Origin of the sequence: Longispora albida DSM 44784 (assembly GCF_000379825.1) — a bacterium.
In the GTDB taxonomy this organism is placed as follows: domain Bacteria; phylum Actinomycetota; class Actinomycetes; order Mycobacteriales; family Micromonosporaceae; genus Longispora; species Longispora albida.
Genome location: NZ_KB903813.1, coordinates 121012 through 138266 on the forward strand (window position 1 = coordinate 121012; position 17255 = coordinate 138266).

At 68.7% G+C, this 17255-nt stretch carries 13 protein-coding genes; 6 read left to right on the plus strand and 7 right to left on the minus strand.

The annotated features are described in order from the left end of the window. Positions 1–49: 49 nt before the first annotated feature. From A3G1_RS0100525 to A3G1_RS0100545, 4 genes are all read right to left on the minus strand, one after another. The gene (locus tag A3G1_RS0100525) at positions 50–313 is read right to left on the minus strand and encodes a hypothetical protein (protein ID WP_018347500.1); all 264 of its coding nucleotides are present in this window, start codon (positions 311–313) and stop codon (positions 50–52) included. Between the two features lie 124 nt (positions 314–437). Next, positions 438–1418 (minus strand): replication-relaxation family protein, encoded by a 981-nt coding sequence (locus A3G1_RS0100530; protein ID WP_018347501.1) that lies wholly within the window; start codon positions 1416–1418, stop codon positions 438–440. A 235-nt stretch (positions 1419–1653) separates the two neighbouring features. After that, entirely contained in the window at positions 1654–3264 is a 1611-nt protein-coding gene (locus tag A3G1_RS0100535) for a replication-relaxation family protein (protein ID WP_018347502.1), read from the minus strand. Between the two features lie 1267 nt (positions 3265–4531). Further along, entirely contained in the window at positions 4532–5017 is a 486-nt protein-coding gene (locus A3G1_RS0100545; RefSeq protein ID WP_211216196.1) for a hypothetical protein, read from the minus strand. A 233-nt stretch (positions 5018–5250) separates the two neighbouring features. Between A3G1_RS0100545 and A3G1_RS40240 the strand changes: the two genes are divergently transcribed. Continuing rightward, positions 5251–5535, plus strand: a complete 285-nt coding sequence (locus tag A3G1_RS40240; RefSeq protein ID WP_157640810.1) for a hypothetical protein — start codon at positions 5251–5253, stop codon at positions 5533–5535. A 27-nt stretch (positions 5536–5562) separates the two neighbouring features. Here the strand turns inward: A3G1_RS40240 and uppS are convergent, their stop codons facing one another. Then, positions 5563–6294 carry a polyprenyl diphosphate synthase gene (gene uppS, locus A3G1_RS0100555; RefSeq protein WP_026211663.1) on the minus strand — a complete coding sequence of 244 codons (732 nt, stop codon included), beginning with the start codon at positions 6292–6294 and terminating at the stop codon, positions 5563–5565. Positions 6295–6478: 184 nt separating this feature from the next. Here uppS and A3G1_RS40245 point away from each other — a divergent pair, with 184 nt between their 5' ends. The 4 genes from A3G1_RS40245 to A3G1_RS0100575 all read left to right on the plus strand — a co-directional run bounded on the left by A3G1_RS40245 (position 6479) and on the right by A3G1_RS0100575 (position 12354). Further along, positions 6479–8506, plus strand: a complete 2028-nt coding sequence (locus A3G1_RS40245) for a restriction endonuclease (RefSeq protein WP_211216197.1) — start codon at positions 6479–6481, stop codon at positions 8504–8506. 122 nt (positions 8507–8628) lie between these two features. Further along, positions 8629–8919, plus strand: a complete 291-nt coding sequence (locus tag A3G1_RS32470) for a hypothetical protein (protein ID WP_018347506.1) — start codon at positions 8629–8631, stop codon at positions 8917–8919. Continuing rightward, positions 8916–9299, plus strand: coding sequence for a PIN domain-containing protein (locus A3G1_RS32475; RefSeq protein ID WP_018347507.1), 384 nt, complete (start codon positions 8916–8918; stop codon positions 9297–9299). The genes A3G1_RS32470 and A3G1_RS32475 overlap by 4 nt, the downstream gene beginning before the upstream one ends. A 229-nt stretch (positions 9300–9528) precedes the next feature. Next, positions 9529–12354, plus strand: a complete 2826-nt coding sequence (locus A3G1_RS0100575) for a tetratricopeptide repeat protein (RefSeq protein WP_018347508.1) — start codon at positions 9529–9531, stop codon at positions 12352–12354. A gap of 74 nt (positions 12355–12428) precedes the next feature. Here A3G1_RS0100575 and A3G1_RS39310 read toward each other — a convergent pair whose 3' ends face one another. Continuing rightward, the gene (locus A3G1_RS39310) at positions 12429–13364 is read right to left on the minus strand and encodes a restriction endonuclease (protein WP_157640812.1); all 936 of its coding nucleotides are present in this window, start codon (positions 13362–13364) and stop codon (positions 12429–12431) included. Positions 13365–13680: 316 nt separating this feature from the next. Between A3G1_RS39310 and A3G1_RS0100585 the strand changes: the two genes are divergently transcribed. After that, positions 13681–15609: a hypothetical protein gene (locus A3G1_RS0100585; RefSeq protein WP_157640814.1), complete on the plus strand. Its 1929-nt coding sequence runs from the start codon at positions 13681–13683 to the stop codon at positions 15607–15609. Positions 15610–15638: 29 nt separating this feature from the next. Here the strand turns inward: A3G1_RS0100585 and A3G1_RS32485 are convergent. Then, positions 15639–17255: hypothetical protein (locus A3G1_RS32485; protein WP_169437507.1), on the minus strand; the 1617-nt coding region annotated here is incomplete at its 5' end.

Here is a 17255-nt window from a genome sequence, read left to right on the forward strand (position 1 = left end):
TGGGCGGGTGTCTGATCGGTGTGCAGTGACGCTCGGCTCCGCGCCCGGATCAAGTCGCCGTGCCGGATTCGGCAGCTGGCGGGGTGGTGTGGCGGGCGGCGGCGAGGATGGGTGCGACGGGTACTTTCCAGCGGCGTCCGGCGCGCAGGACTGGGACGGGGAATTCGCCTGCGGCGGCGAGGGCGTAGGCGTGGCTTTGGGACATGCCGAAGATCTGGCCTGCGATTTGCAGGGTGGTGAACGCGCCGAGCGCGGCGATGCTGTCGGCGGTCCAGACGACGGCGGGCTGGGTGCTGGTGGCGGGGTTGTTCATGAGGGGTCCTGGAACGAGATGAAGGGGGCCGTCCCGCGACGCGTCGCGGGACGGCCCCCTTCATGGGGAGGGCGGGGCTATGGAGTTGTGGGTGCCCAGCCCCGGTGAGGGGCGGGGCTGGGGCTCAGGTGCTGGTGGTGTCCCTGCAGGTTTCCCAGTTGTCGAATACGGCTTCGTCGTACTCGCGTTCGGGGTCCCAGATGGGGTGGCCGGGTAGCGGCGGCAGGTTCTGGGAGGGCTTGGCGCCCCACCAGGGGTGATCCGTGCGGTACGTGCCGGGCAGGGCGCTGAAGGGGATGAGCTGGCCTGCGGGGCTGGTGCGCCATTGCGGGATGCCGGGGCCTGTGGGGTGGCTGGTGGTGGTGGCGATGGTCAGGCCGGTGAGGTCGCAGGCGGCCAGGTTGTTCCAGAGCTGGTCTTCGGCTGCCTGGCTGGCAGCGGGGATGAGGACGGTGCTGGTGCCGGTCGCTGCGGCGAGTTCCTGGTATCCGCGGATAACGGCGGGCAGGGCGGCGGGTGCGGGGGCTGGGTGGTGGAGCCAGAAACCGATGTGGGTTCCGTGGCTGAAGTAGCTTCCGTATTCCAGCGGTCCCTTGCCCGCAGCTGCGGGTAGTGCGGCGCAGGAGCGCGGTCCCCACCAGAACCGCAGGTCGGTGAACGTGCCGGGGCGGGAGCCTTCGGCGAGCCGGGAGAAGAACTCCCCGATGGCCAGGGCGTGGTTGTTGCCTGGGTCTGCGGCCTGGTTCGTGACGAGCCGGGCGGCGTCGCCGTCTGCGGGGACGGCCTGGTCGTCCCACAGGGCGGTGAGCTGCCGGCCGCGCACGCCGAGGGTCCAGCACCGCTGGCGGGTCCCGGCGGGCGTGACGTGGTCGAAGCTGGCAGTGATTTGCCGGCTTCGCAGGACCCGCAGGCGCCTTCCGGCGTCGCGGGCCGTGGTGCGGAAGCCGAAGCGGACGAGCTGGCTGACGGTCAGCACGCGGTGCTCGTGGAGCAGGTCGAAGAGCCACCTGTCGGAGGCCATCAGCGAGCAGTTGACGTCGGCCAGCTCGTGGAGGAGCAGGCTGGAGGGTTGGGGGTTCGTGCTGTGGGTGCCGGTGCTGTGCAAGGTGGTGCCTTTCGGGATGGGTGTGCCCGCCGTGTGCGGCTGGGCGAGAGGGCTGGGTGAAGCAACGGCACCCGGGCCAAGTCCGGTGGCCTGGGTGCCGTGTGGCCGCAGGAGGCGGCCAGCCTTGTCCCCAGCGGTCAAGCTGGGGAGGGCGATCAGGAAAGCCCCGTGTGCCGGTTCTGGCCGGGACCACGGGGCTTAAAAGGAGGCGGGCCTCGGCGCCCGCGACCGGCAGTCAGGTTTGTGCGCCGAGGCGGGCGCGGATGACGTGCCAGTGATCGGCGGTGGTGCGGGCCTGGTGGCGGCTGGTGTGGCTGATCAGCTCACTGTGGCAGGTGCTGCACGGTGCGGGTTCCCGCTCGTGCGGGTAGCGCAGTGAGCAGCCGGCGCAGATGAGCAGATGCTCATCGTCGTAGGCAGCAGCGATGGCTTCGCGGTCGGCGCGGTGCCGGCGCAGGACGCCCATGTTCCGCAGAGTGGCCTCAACGTGCAGGGCACGCTGTTCTTCGTGGGCTTGCAGGAGCTGCTTCTGGACCTCGCCGATCGCGGGGCCGCCGGTGGTGGTGAGAACTGTGGCCTGGCTTTCGGTGAGGATGTTCCCGGCGCTCAGTTCCCGGGCTGCCGCAGCCAGGCTGGCCTGCTGCGGGTCGTGCTCGATGGCGGTGGCGAGCTGGGTGGCTTGTGCGGTCCAGATCCGGGCGTGCTCGGCGGACAGCAGCTCCCTCAGGGCGGCTGTCTCGGCGGTGCCGGGGCCGGGGGTGGTGTGCCAGGCGACCAGGGCCTCGGCGACGTCGGGGTACTCGCGGAGCACCCCTGCGGGGCCACCGAGATGGCTGGTGATGGCGGCGTCTTGCTCATCAAGCCGGCTGATGGCGGAGAGCGCGTCGCGGACGGCGTAGTACCGGTCGGCCGCGGCCTTGTCGGCGGCTTGTTCCCGTACGTCGGTGTCCTGGTCGTGCTGGGCGGTGGCGATCTGGGTGAGGAGCCCGGTGAGGGTGGCGGGTTCGTCGGCGATGTCGCCGTGCAGCCAGACCGCGTCGCGGAGGGCTGTGGCGGGGGTGCGGACGGTGCCGGTGGCGGCGATGTGCATGACGGCCGGGTAGTAAGTACGGCCGAGGATGGTGAACGGCTTGACGGTGCCGGCGCGGCGGCGGGCAGTGTCGGTGAGCTTGGCTGCGGGCCGCATGAAGTTTTCCGCCCGTACGCGGGAGGTGGTGAACAGCAGCATCGGCGGGCAGTGCGGCAGCACGCCGCGCCAGCCGCGTTCGGCCGCGTACAGCAGGTACCGTTCGGCTTTGACGCGCAGCTGGGTCTGGGTCATGGTGCCCATGTCGATCTCGGCGATCGCACACCCCGTCAGCCCGCCACCAAGATCGACGGTGAACATGGCGTCGGGGGTGAGCTGCCCGGTGCCGCCGTGCGGGCGTTCCCACCGCAGCCACCCGTCCCGGTCGGTACGCCACTCCAGCAGCCGCGGGCCGCCCGTCTCGCTGGCGGTGAGCATGCTGACCCACAGCTCGGTGATGGCCAGGGCGTGCGGGACTTCGGATGCGGCCCACGTGCCGGTGACGCCGCGGGCGGTCGACGCGGCCAGCCGCGCACCGGCCGGGGTCACCCACCAGTGCTGCGGTGCGGTACCGGCCCGCCGGCCGAGCCGGTCGTGGCGGACGAGGTGGTGGTCTTCGAGGCGCTGCAGGCACCGCAAGGTACTGCGGTCCAGGGCGCCGGTGGCCCGTGCCAGCTGCTGGGTGGTGGCGAGGCGCTGCTGCAGGAGGATTTCCAGCAGCCGCATTTCCGGGCCGCCATCGCTGCGGAGCCGGGTGAGGAAGGAACGGCCTGTAGGCATGAAGAACTCCAGGATTGGTGTGAGGGTTGTATGTGTGCCGTGGGGGGAGAAGAAGTCAGACTGCTGAAGCAGTCAGTCGCCGGCAGGACCAGAACGGGTAATCGCGCGGCGTGCTGCGCGGACGCCCCGCAGAAGGTGTCCGTTTGGGTCCAGGCCCAACGGACACCTTCTGCGGGGCGTGACCAGCCGCTGAAGCCGGGATACCCCGGCTGCCCGGTGGCGTGACGGCGGCAAGAGGCAAGGGCCCGGAAGCCGGCAGCTCCGGGGACGATCACCTGCCCTGGGCTGAGGACGGCTCCGGCGTGAACGCATCCAGCACAACAAGCGGTCACTGTTAGAGCTGGCGCACAAGCCCCGCTCTCACAAGCTGTCTCAAGCTCTCACAGCACCAGCCCCGTTCGGGTCAGACCGGGCAGCCGCGGCCGGCCTGCCGTGCATGACCGGCGCGGTCGTGCGTTCAGGGCACAGAGCCGGCAGGGCGTTCCTGCAACCCCTAACCCGGGTTTTTCAGATCCGGAAGACACCTTCGAATCTGAAACCATTCTGAAATAGCCTGTAAGCAATCTGAAACCGCAGGTCAGAGGCCTGCTGTGACATCAGGCTCTGCAGCCCGTCACGCGCCGTGGCGGGCCGGGCCAGCCTGTGCTTTCCCTGCATCTGGACATACGGGCTCTGTGAGAGCTGGCGAACAGGCTCTGCTCTCACAAGCTCTCACAGCAGCATCCCCTGCTCTAACAGCGCAGCTCAAGCCACTGAATCCATCGACATACCTCGAATAACGGCAATTCCGGGCATGCGGTGCTGTGAGAGCAGGAAACGGGAACGCGCCGGCCTCTCACAGCCGCAGGCCGGGCGCGCTGTGAGAGCTGAGAGACGGCCGGGGAGCGCCTGTGAAGCCACGCCGGCTCGGCCGCATGCCCGAAACGGGAAAGGGTGCGGGAGCCGCCCAGCCGGCCAAGCCAGCACGCGAAGCCTGCCGGGCGGCGCGCCTGCGGTGAGGTCGGAGCGCCGGTGAAGACCGGCGCGGCGGGACGGCAATAGTCCGCCTGGGACGCGCGGCACCGCCGGTTTCACTCCGGCTCGCGGGACGCCAGGTGGCGGGTTTCTGTGTCGCGGGCGGCTGGTTGATCATCCTGATCGAGGTCCCGGCAGCCCGGTTTCTGCCCGCCGGGCGAGTCAAAATCGGCGCCGTATTCGGCTGACCGCCGCCCGGCAACGGGGCATCACAGGTGTAGCCAGCGAACCGGTTCCGTGACCGTCGTGACGGTCAGCCGGCACCCGGCGCGCGGCCGATGATGACGGAAAGCTCGCCGCGATAGGTCGCCCCAAGCTTGGTCACGACGCCCTCGACGGGGCCTGGCCCGTGCTTCATCTGGCTGATCCAGTTCTCCGGAAGCAGCACCCGGTCGCCGACTTCCAGGCGGCCTAGGCCGGGCCAGCGGTAGGCGTACCGGCCGACTTCGACGACCTGATCCCCGCCGTACTCGTAATACCTGGACGCCTCATCGAGCTGCCGTTCAAGGTCAGCCACGCGCCGTTCCAGACGCTCTGCCCGCATGTTCTGGAGGCCTTCGCTGCTGCGGCTGGCGGCCTGAAAGCCCTCATTCCAGCCGCGCTGATACGCCTCCGCCAGCGTCCGGTCCTGCTCAGAAGCGTGCCTGGAACAGGCCAGATCCGCCCCATGCAGCCGCACCTTGCACGGGCTTCCGGAACGGGTCGCGCGCCCGCACGTACGCCCCTCCGCACGCTCCATCTGGCGGCTCCATCGCTCCAGTTCCAAATCAGACAGTCAACGCTAACCGCCCGCCCGGCAGCCGCGCTACCCCTGCCAAGCACCCGGTCAGCTTCGATCGGAGGCCACCTGCCAGCACCCCGGCAGACCCCTTCCTGTGATCCTGAGGGCTGGGATCAGGCGTTCTCAGCTCTCCGGAGTGCTCCAGGTTTCACAATGATCAGCAAGGGGATCGCGGGGAGCGGGAGGGTGTCATGGCGCGGCAACCGGATCTGGCGGCCAAGGTCAAGCAGCTCGTCAAAGCCGAGAACGCACGCAGGGAACGCCTCGTCGCTGATCTCGGACGCCAGCGCGAGGCTCACCGCGTTTCCGCAGCAAAAACCGACGAATATGCCGCTGCGTACAACGCCACCTACGAGACCGCGCTGCAGGCATGGGGCGCGCAGCTGCTAAAGGAATTCGGCTTCGGGCCACTGAAGCAGCCCTCTGGTACCACCGCGCCCCGGCGGCGTTCTGGTGCCGGCCGGGAGCCGGGCTGACCCCTTCCGGGGCTGCTCCAGTGGCTGTTACTGGCCGAAGCGGCGGCGCCTTCGGGCGTAGACGGCGAGCGTGTCGGTGAAGTCCTGATAGCTGAAGGCCGGGCCATGTGACGGCCGGAAGCAGAACTCGGCTTCGGCAGTCTGCCAGGGCATGAAGCCTGACAGGCGGTGCTCTCCGCCGGTGCGGATGAGGAAGCCGGGAGCGGGCTGGCCCGCTGTGGTGAGCTCGCGGCTGATGCCGCCGACGTGCAGGTTCCGCACTATGTCGCTGATGCTGGCCCCTGCGGCTGCTTGGCGGGCGAGGAGGGCGCGGACGGCTTCGGTGATCTCGTCGTGGCCGCTGTAGGCGATCAGCACGTTCACGATCGGGCCCCGATCCTGCCGGTCAGCCGCTTCGGCGGCGGTCGTCCGCAGTCGTCTGGCGGTGCCGGTGGGCAGTAGGTGGAACGAGCGAGCGAGGCGCAGCCGCCACGGCTGGTGGGGCCCGGCGAGACCGGTCACGAGGTCTTCGATGATGCTGAGAAGAGGCAGCAGTTCGGCTGCGGGGCGGTGCAGATTGCGCGCTGACAGCAGGTAGAACGCGACGACCTCGATACCCGCCTGAGCGCACCATCCGATCACTTCCGGGACCTTGCCCGCACCCGCCCGGTGGCCGTCGTGCGGGTCGGCAAACCCCTGCCGGGTTGCCCACCGGCGGTTGCCGTCTACGAGAACACCGAGATGGTGCGGCACGAGTGGTGGCTGTTCCTGGGCTGTCATGGCGTCCCCCGATCGCCTCAGCGGCAGTGCCACCGGCGATGCCGGCACCGTACCTGCATGATCAATGACCGGTCATGCTAGCTATAGCGGCCGTGCTTGGGCTCCTTCCCGGGTCGGTTGCACCGCTCGCGGCGGATCGACGCTGGGGCCGGCGTGCGGGGTGGCTGGGGTGCAGACTGTCGGGGTGCATGATGTGTCGGGCCTGCGGGGGCTGATCGGGGAGTACGGGCGGCTGCGTCGCCTGGAAGGGCACACGCCCCAGTCCCGGGGCATGCGTTTCAACGACCTGCTCGCGCAGATGCTGCGCTGTTACGGGCACCCGGCGCAGTCCTCGCTGCGTGCTGCCGGCGAGATCGATGTGGCGTTCACGGTCGGCGGTGTGCGCTACGTGCTTGAGGCGAAGTGGGAGCAGCAGAAGGCGGACACCGGGCACATCGCGAAGCTGCAGAAGCGGGTCCGCCAGCGCCTGGCGGGCACGTTCGGGGTGTTCGTGTCCATGTCCGGCTACAGCAGCGAGGCCCTCGCGGACCTCGCTCACGGGGAACGCCTGGAACTGCTGCTACTGGACTCCCAGCACGTCGAGGCAATGCTCGCCGGTCTCGTCGTCCCGCAGGAACTCATGGGCCTCGTGCACGACCAGGCCGCTTTCCGCGGCGAGGCATACACCCCGCTCACCGCGCTCCTCACGACCGGCGGGACACCACCCGGCCAGTTCCACAGTCCGGCTACACCGCTGATTCCGGGAACAGCGCAGCCTGTCCTGACGGTTCCGTGCGGCGCCCAGCCTGGCGTCGCCGCCGTCGGCGGGGACCGGGTCCTCGTCACGGCCAGCACGGGAATCATCGACGCCGACATCGCACGGCAGGCTATCTCCTGGGCCGCGCCGGTACCCGGCTGCCACGGAAACCCGCTGCCTGAGAACGGCGAGAGCCTCCTGTTCACCCGCGGCCACGGTGCCGCCCGGTACGGCGGCGGCCAGATCACCGTGCTCGGCGGCGGCTTCGCTACCCCCGCAGCCCTGATCCCCGGCCCGGGCGGCACCACATGGGTCCTCAGCGGCGGCACGCCCGGTACCGATGCCCCGTCAATCACCCGGCTCGGAGACAGGCTCGGCACCCAGGCAAGCCACCCGCTGCACTGCGTCAGTCCCCGCTCCGCAGCCTGGGCAGGACCGCAGACCCTGGTGATAGCGGCCTCGCCCGGGGCCATCGTCCAGGACTTCCAGACCGGGCCGGCTCGCCAGATCGCCATCGCCGGTGTGCCGATCACAGGGCTCATCCCGGCCGGTTCTGGCGCGGTCCTCACCACCAGCGGCGATGGGACTCTAGGTTTCCTGGACCTGGTGGCAGGGACCTGCACGCCGGTCATGAACGCCGCGAGCGGGCCGGGCGACACGCAGATCAGCGGCACCGGCACGACGATCTTCACCGCCCGCAGCACCGCCGCCGAAGGAACGGGGCAAGCCTGCGAGGTCATCCGGGCGCACCTGCCAGCCCCCGGAACAACGCCCGCCGTCCCGGAACCAGCACACCCCCGCACGCAGCCTGCCCCACTACCCGCCGCACCTCCATCACGGCCGCCCGCCACCCCTCCGCCAGCGCCTCAAGGCCAGCCGCAGCCACCCACCCCGGCGGGGGCAACTCCTGTTACACCGCCGCCGGACCCCCGCATCCCCTGGGACGTCCGGCGCCCAGACCGCGGCAACCCCGAAGGCCAGTACGCAGTCCTGGACGCCCACCGGGCCTACTACAAGGTCATCGTCGCCCTGCTCACCCTCCTCGTCGCACTGCTGATCGCGATGGTTTTCGCCCCGGAATTCTCCACGCTAGAGCGGGCGGGAGCCGGATGCCTGGCGGCTTTCTTCACCCTCATGATCATCGGCTTCGCGGGCATGGCCAGATCCCCGGTCCGCGTCGAAGTCGGCACCGAAGGCATCCAGGTCTACTCCCGCACCGAAACAGCGTGGATCCCCTGGACAGAGATCACCCGCATCGACGTCATCCGCGTACGCGGGCACCTGCACATCGTCGCCTGGACACCCCAGGCCGCCCTGTTCCCCGAGTACGACAACTTCGGCGGCGGACCCCAGTACGTCCCCAGCCTCGGCGCTGTCACCCTCGGCGCGGTCAACGTCCTCAAAGCCAAACGCCACGAGATCCTCCGCGTCCTCCGCCACTACGGCGGCGGCAAGGCACACCAGGGAGCCATATAGAACTCCGTGTGACTGGTCCCGTCAGCTGCAGGCACCAGGCGGTGTGCGCGGGCGGGATAGTCAGGCAATGACGCCGGGCACGACTTCCCGCAACAGATGTATGCAGGTTGTATGCTGCCGTTATGAGTGACACCAGCCTGCGGGTGGACTCCGCCGTGCGTGACCGCCTGGCCGAGATCGCCGACGACCAGGGCCTCAGCGTGAAGAAACTCCTGGCGAACTTCGCGGAAAACACCCTGACCCGCGCCGAGCGCCAGGCCCGCACCGAAGCCGCCTCCGCCTACACCGCACAGCACCTCGTCCCCGGCTTCGGCCCCGAGGACCTGGCCGCTGGCGAACGGCTCTGGGAGAACCTCGCCGCAGGCCATCTTGCCCTCGATGACACCGCGCGGCCGGGAGCGGCAGCCGCGTGATCCTCGGCTTCGTCCTGGACGCCTCAGCCCTCGCAGCACTCGGAGCAGGCAACCGCACCCTGTCCCGGCTTGTCGTGGTCGCCCACGCCCGCCCCGACCGGCACGTCTACGTGCCCGCCCTATGCCTGGCAGCCGCCACAGCCGAGCGCCCGCTGATCGCCGAGCACGTCGGGCACCTTCCCCAGCTTGAGGTCGCCGAACTCGACTACCCGGCAGCCAGCGCCGCAGGCCAGCTCATCAGCGAAGGCCACGACTGGCGGATCGCCCACGCCATCGTCCTGGGCCGTCCCACCCCGGACTGGCAGCACGGCCGCCCCGTCATCACCGCCAACCCGGCCGCATACGCCGGAACCGGCGCCGCCGTCGTACCCCTGAACTGACCGCCCAGGTCTTCATCAGGCAGAGCTCAAGGCCTGGATGTGTGGTTCAGCCGAGTGCCTGGCTTATCCGCTGTTCGGAACTGCTTACCCGTGCTGCGCAATGCGCGCTGCTGGTTGATGCTCCTCCCTGGCGCTAGGCGCCGCCTGTCGTACCTCTTGGCTACGGTGGCAGGCAGGCAGGCAGGCTGACGGGCGGGGGGTTCAGGTGTCGGGTGAGACGGGAAGTGGGATGGCGATATCGGGTGACGATCAGCGCCGCTTGCCAGTTGTCGTCGATCCGAAGCTTGCGGTGCTGCCCTTTGGTGACCTTTCCTGGGAAGGCTTCGAGTGCCTTGCGCGCAGCACGATCGAGGTGGCCGAAGGCATGACGGTGTCCCGTCTGTACGGAACACCTGGCCAGCGGCAAAAGGGTATTGACGCGTTCGCTCAGGACTCATCCGGTGAGTGGCACGTGTTTCAGTTCCGGCGCGTCAAGAGGTTCACGGTCAGTGATCTGCGGAAGATTCTCGACCCCTTCGTTGCGGGAAGCAGGCCTTTCGGCGCCAAGCGCCTGGCCGTTGTCACGTCTCTTCCGCGGATTTCGGCCAAGGTCCAGGATGCGATCTATGAGTATCAACTGGCCCACCCAGACTTCGTCATCGACCAGATCTGGGATGCCCACACGCTCGGCAGCAAGCTGCGCCGGCACCCGGACATCGTTGCCCAGTCGTTCGGCAGGGCCGTCGCAGAGCGATTCTGTGATGACGACGTCCTGGTAGAAGCTCGGCCTCGTCCCGGCAGGCCGATCGCAGAGTTCCAGGACCCCCTCGCGCTGGAGGTCCATGCCGCCATCCAGCCAGTCGCCCTGGCCCCTTCCGCGCCGCAGCTACCGACTTACGTCCCGCGCCAGCATGACGGCGAACTGGGAAAGGTCGTTGATCGCGCCATTGAGGGCATTGGCGGCATCGGGGTACTGCTGGGCAACTCCTCAACCGGGAAGACGCGCTCGGCATGGGAGCAGGTCCAGCGGCTTCCGGAAGACTGGTGGCTGTGGCATCCGGCGTCCCCGGACGAGCTTCTGGCTGGCCTGCCCGCGATTGCTCCGAACACCGTGCTGTGGCTGAACGAACTGCAACGCTACCTCTGCACCGACGACGTCCACCGCGACGAGAAGATCGCCGGACTGCTCATCGGAGCCCTCCGGGACGGCCGTTGCGCGCCCGTGCTGATACTTGGCACCCTCTGGCACGAGTACCGCCTCAAACTGGCACCTGCGGAAACCGAGGGTGATATAAGGCCTCAATGCCGGGCCCTGGTCACCGAGCGCTTCATCCTCGTGCCCGAAACCTTCACTCCGGCTGAGCTGGACCTTCTGGAGCGAGCTGCGGACGGCGACCAGCGTCTTGCTGAGGCCCGGGCCCAAGCAGAGGAAGGGCATATCACCCAGTACCTGGGCGGAGGGCCGGCCCAGATCGAACGGTACAAAACCGCGCCCCCGGCAGCACGGGCCGTACTGCACGCCGCCATGGATGCCCGCCGGCTGGGCTGGCAGCAGGCACTCCCCGCGGGTTTCCTGATGGACGCCGCGCAGGCGTACATGACCAGCCTCGAACGAGACCACCTCCCGGGTGACTGGTTCGAAGCCGCAGCTGAATACCTGCTGCCGCTCTGCAGGGGCGCCCGCGGCCCCCTTTCGCGCATCAGGCCGGGGACGGCGGCTGAATCACGTGTCACCTACCGGCTGGCCGACTATCTTGAGCAGCACGCGAAGCGGGCCCGTGCCCGTATCTGCCCGCCGGATATCTTCTGGCTCGCTTCGTTGCGCACGGACGTCGAGAGCGGGGACCTTTCCCGGCTCGCCCAGGCTGCCTACGCCCGCTCACGGATCGACATCGCCCACCAGCTGGCGCGGGAGGCTGCAGCCCGTGGCGAGGCCGCCGGAGTTTCAGCCTTCGCGACGCAGATCGACAATGCCGAGAATCGCGAAGCCGCGATGCCCTATTTCCGCCTCGCCGCAGACAACGGCGACTCCTGGTCCCAGACCATCCTCGGGGTGTGGCACGAGGACGAAGGTGAATGGGATCTCGCTGAGGCCTGGTACAGCAAGGCCGACAACGGGAGGGAGCCGTATCCGATGGTGGGACTGGCATCCGTGCGTGCACACCACGGTGACCTTGAGGAAGCTGACCGCCTCTACGAGAAAGCTCTCAAAGCCGGCGGCGCCCGAGCCGTGGAATACCAGGCCAGGCACCTGGCGGCGGAGGGTCAGCACGACGCTGCGCTGCATCTGGCCACCAGATCCTTTCAATGCGGCAACCGCGAAGCACTCACCGGACTCGCCTGGACCTATGGCCCAGAAGAACATGACCGGGCGCTGAGCGTGATGGAACACGCGGCGAAGCTCGGCTTTACGAAAGCCCTTTTCGAGCTGATCATGCTGTCCACGACCTACGGCGACGCCGATCAGACCCTGGCTTACTGCGAGCGGGCTGCGCAGGCTGGACAGCCCCAGGCGCTGCGTGTGGCTGCCTCGTTCTACGCGGGACGGGGCGACGAGCGCCAGGCCGCCGCTTTGCTGTGGCGGGCCAGCAACGCAGGATCTGCACCGGCGATGATGGAGCTGGCACAGCTCCGCGAGAAGCAAGGACGAGGCCGGGCCAGGCGCAAGATCTACGAGCGGGTGGTCCAGCAAGGCGAAGCCTTCGGTCTTGTGAAGCTTGCCGGAATCCGTGAACGCGCGGGCGACTCCGGCATGGCAGAACAGCTAGCGGCGCGCTATGAGCGCCTGTCCTCACTGGCACCAGGCAACGCCGCATGGTGCGAGATCGCCAGAGTGCGGGAGGGCAGAGGAGACATCGCCGGGGCGGAAGCCCTGCTATGGCGCATCGCGGAGGCCGGAGATCTTCAGATACTGACCAAAATCGCCGAACTGCGTGTGAGGTGCGGGGACCATGCCGGAGCCGTGCAAGTACTCCGTACAGCTGTCGACTGCGGAGTGGCAGGCGCGAGGCAAGCTCTGTTGAAGCTAGATACAGGCGCATCCGAAGCCGCAACCGCAGGCGGTCACCAGAGCTAACCCTCAGGCTTGCGCCTTTCGCTGACGGCCTTGCCGCGCAGACCTTCAGCCATGCGCACAGGCGCGTGCGGGGGTTACTCGAAGAAGTCCTCGTCGATCTCGATGAGTTCGACGGTCTCGACTACCTTCACGCCACATCGGTACTGAACCATCAGCGTGCCGAGGCGTGTTCCGTCGATCAGGACCACATGGCTGGCGACTTCCCTGGCGTACGCCACGGCACCGTCGCTGAAGCTGCTGGTGGTGATGAAGATGCCACGGTTGGCCTGCCTGCCGTGCATCGCTCCGACGAAAGCGTGTAACTCGGGCCGCTGCACGACGTTGCCGTTCCCGTACCGTTTTGCCTGGATGTACACCACGTCGAGTCCGAGCGCGTCCTGGCGGATCAGGCCGTCGATCCCACCGTCGTTGGATCCTCCGACATGACGGACTTCCCCTTCGCGTCCCCCGTAGCCCATGCTCCGCAGCAGATCCACCACGCAGCGTTCCATGAAGGCAGGGGGTTCCTTCTGAAGACGTGTGATTAGTTCTGCGGCTAGCGTGGCATTCGCCTCGGCAGCCAGGGCAGGGATGGCTTCCCGCGGAGATTCAGGGATCCCGGCATCTACCGCCACGCTGGGTTCTGCCGTAACTCGTTTGCGTGCCCGGAACTCGTTGTACTCGGGGAAACCCTTCAGGACCCTCATGTCAACACGCTCGGGCTGACCTGCCAAGACCTCTTCCCCGCGCGGAGTCAGGCGGGTACGGCCACGGCTCACCCGTTCCAAAAGTGCAGCCTGACAGAGATGCGTGACCGCCCACGCTGCCCGGTTGACCATGAGCGTCTGCCTGCCCGACGGAATCGTCGCAGCCCGGTCCTCAGCCGACAGGCCGAACACATCAGACAGCTCAGCCACCAAGTCACGCGCCGTGCACTCTCCAGCTTGGAGATGCGCGGCGAGGATCGGCAGCATCAACGCCTGGAAATCCGGTACCGCCACCAAAACTCCTACAACGACCGGCTCAAACATGAAGGCAACGCCCGGGCCAATCTACGCCACGCCGGACCGGCCAGCAGGCCTGTGTTGATCTTGGCTTTGTTCAGTCCCGGGTGCTGCCGGGCTCGATCGCGGCCTTGGTCAGGCCGCTGTCATTGACTGCGGGACGTCGCCGCTTTGATGGTGTCTCCGCTCGTGTTGTGGCGCCTGTCGTGTTGATGTCTGTGTGGCGGGGGCGCGGCTCTGTAGGGTTCTTGCGGTAGCCGTCCTGTTTGGGGGATTGATGGATACGGCGGATGGTTTCGTGAGCGTGGCCGTGGGTGATGCCCGGGCTGCCGGGTGGGCGCTGGTGTCGGCGATGGCGCGGCGTCTGCCTGCGCAGCTGCCGAGAGCTGCGTACCCGTTCACGAACCGGGTGGACACTCTCGCGCGGCTTGATGATCTTCTTATAGTCAATGGGCATGCCCCTCGCACGGGCCTGGTGTCGGGTGTCCCGGGGGTGGGTAAGAGCGCGGTGGTGGTGCAGTGGGCACGCGCGCAGCACGGCAGGTTCCTCGACGGGCAGCTGTATGCGCGGCTTGGGCCGCAGGGCTGCGGGGCGGGTGAGGCGCTGGAGGGGTTTCTCGCTGAGCTGGGCTGCCCTGCGGCGCTGATGCCGTCGACGGTGCAGGGGCGGCAGGCGATGTACCGGACCCTGACGGAGGACAAGGACCTGCTCGTCATGATTGATGACGCGCAGGGCGAGGCAGATATCGAGCTGCTGACGCCTTCTTCGCCGCAGGCCGTGGTGGTTGTGACGAGCCGCCAGGTGCTGCCCGAGGCGATCGCGGGCCTGGGTGCGGAGTACGTGGCGGTCAGCCCGATGCCGGTCGGTGAGTGCGTGGCGATGCTCAAGGAGCGGCTCAGCGGCCCGCGTTTCACCGGGCAGGCAGCCGGTTTCCGGGAGCTGGCTGTTTTGTGCCGGGGTCTTCCTCAGGCGATCCTGCTGTCGGCGGCGCGTTTGTCCACCAGCGATTCGCTGAGCGTCGCGTGGTTGTGCGCGGAGCTTCGTGAGGCTGGGGCGGGCGGGCCGGTCGGCCGGCTGCTGGATCTGAGCTGCGAGGCGCTGGCGGATGAGGCTGCGGCGGTGTACCGGATCGCGGGCCTGCTGGGCGGTGAGGACCTGCCCTCGGATTTGATCGAGGTGGCGGCTGGCAGGCCGGTGCTGCGGGATCTGCGGGAGCTCACCCGCTTGCACCTGGCCTGCGAGACCGAGCCCGGCAGGTTCACCATCCTGGAAGCAGCGCGTGAGCACGCGGCGGCAGCCGGGCACAACGACCCAGCCGCCGCACTGATCGCCTGCAGGGCCGCCGGCTGGGCCTGGCAGATGGCGGCGGCTGCGGACTATGCGACGACACCGGTACGGCTGAGGTATGCGCCGGAGCCTTCCTCGCGGCCGTTCTCGTCGAAGGGGCAGGCGCAGCGCTGGCTGGGCGCGCACCGCAAGCAGATGGTGCGTGTCGTTTCGTTGGGCGCCGCATACGGCTGTCATGAGCTGGTGTGGCAGCTCGCGGAGGCGATGTGGGCGCTGTTCGCGCACCGGCCGTTCCTGGAGGACTGGATTACCGTCCACGTCGCGGGGGCTGCGGCAGCGCAGGAGTCGGGCGCTGTTGCTGCTGAGGCGGCGATCCGGGCGCGGCTGGCCCGTGGATACGCCGAGCACGGGATGACCGCCCAGGCACATGAGCAGGCCGGATGGGCGGTCATGCTCGCGCAGGCGGCGTGGGACGACGGCGTGGAGCACCGCGAGCGGCTCATGGGGATGGCGTACGAGTTCCAGGGGATCGTTCACCTGCATGCCGGTGAGCCAGCCGCCGCCGAGGTCAGCTTCCGCAAGGCTCTTGAGTTCAACGAATCCGTCGAGTACGACCGGGGGATCGCTCTGCAAAGCCTGCATCTGGGCAGGGCCCTGCTCGCGCAGGGCAAGACCCGGGAAGCGGCCGGCAGCATGCGCCGTTCTGTCCGGCACGCCACTGATACCGGGTCCGAAGCCCGGGCGTGTGCAGGCCTCGGCGCAGTCCTCCACGTGGCCGGCGAAACCAGCGAGGCGGCACAGCAGCTGCAGCACGCGCTCGCGATCGCTGAGGAACACGCGCTCGTGCGCCACCAGGGCGACATCCTCGCCGTGCTTGCCGCCATCGCCGCCGACGGCGGCAGGTCCAGTGAGGCTGAAGGCCTGCGGGCCCGTGCTACCGCCGCGTACATCGAAGCGGGTGCCGCTCAGGCCGCGGATGCCTGAGTGTGCCCGGCTTGTGATTGCCCGCTCGCTTACTTGGCTGAGGAGGCGGCACCGGTCCACGGGGTGATGGTCAGGACAGCCTCGGCTTCTCCGGCGTGAAGAGCAGTGGTCGCCGGTCGCTGGCCGTTTCTCCACAACGCCAGCCATGCTGACGGGTGGCAGGTGGCGTCGGCCACTGCGCCTGCTGCTGTGCTGAGCCATGCGCTGCCGTCGCGTTCGAACAGGACGCACCGGGAGTCAGGCAGCGCGATGGCGGCGATGCGGGCGGCGGGCCAGGTAGCGAGCGTCTGCGCGGCCCACTGGTGTGGTGGCTGAGCTGGCCAGCCCGTGCGCCAGAGTACGGAGGCGGAGGCCAGGTACCGGGGAAGGGGCTCGCGGTCGGCGTCGGCGGCGAGGTGCCCTCCAGCGGTGTCCGGCGGGTACCTGTCCAGACGCACCAGGGTGCCTTCCACGCTGGAGTGGACCCGGAACGCCGTGGGTTCCGGGCAGGCATGTTCCGGCACGGGCACGGACCGGGATTCCGCCGGGTGGAGAGGTTCGGGCAGCTGCAGCAGCCGGTAGCACAGCGACCGCAGGACGCTGAGGGACCGGCCCGGCGGGGCGAACACGCCTGCGGGCAGGCTGGCGGGTCCTGCGCTGATCGCTTCATCGATCTGCGCCCGCAGGCCAGTCTCCGGGTTGAGGTGGCGGGCTGTGCCCGCGAACTGGTCAGCGGGCGATCCGGGGGCGACATGCCCGCTGCCGGATTCTGCCAGGAGGACCGGAACTCCCGCGCCCGCCGCGTACAGCGCGCACGAGCCGTAGTCGCCGATGAAAACGTCGGCAGCCGTGATGGCGGCACGCCACCCTTCGGCGGGAGGTATCAGGATCAGCCCAGCGCGTTCGGCACGCCGCAGCCACTGGCGGATCTGGAAACGTTGATACCGGGCCCACACATTCGGATGCATGATCATCGCTACCCGGTAGCCGTCGTACGGAAGCTCGTCCAGCAGTCGCCCGGCCAGATCCGGCTGCCGCTCAAACAGCGAATCGTTCTCCCATGTGGACGACAGCACCACCATGCGGGCACCCTCGGGAACGCCGAACGCCTGCCGGTACTCGCCGCGCCGGTGGGAACTGGCCATGATCCGGTCGAAGCACGGATCTCCGGCTACCACCGCCCGCTCCGCGGCCTGCGGGCATTCCTCCCGCAGCCGGCTGAGCTGCCCGTGGTGCGGGAGCACGATGGCGGCCGGGATCACCCTGCCGTGATGCATCAGCTGGCTGGCTGCCAGGCCCGAGATGCCGCCGCCGGGAAGCAGCTTGCTGAACCCGGCCCCGTGAGGCAGTACCACCACCGGCGCCCGCAACCGGTGCAGCGCGCCGTTCGCGCTCGCCGACAACGCCAGCTTGAAAGGCTCATCAACCGCCTTCTCCCATGGCAGCAGCCGCATCCCATGCACGTCCGCCAGCTCACGAGTGCCCGCCGCGTGCACCGAGCCCGGGGCGATTGTGAGCGAAACCGTGACCCGCGGATCGTCAGCGAAGATCGGCAGCACATCCAGCAGCCGGCCGACCGAGGTCACCGTGCGCGCGACGGCCAGGACCGGCTCCCGGCTCCCGGCTCCCGGCTCCCGGCTCCCGGCTCCCGGCTCCCGGCTCCCGGC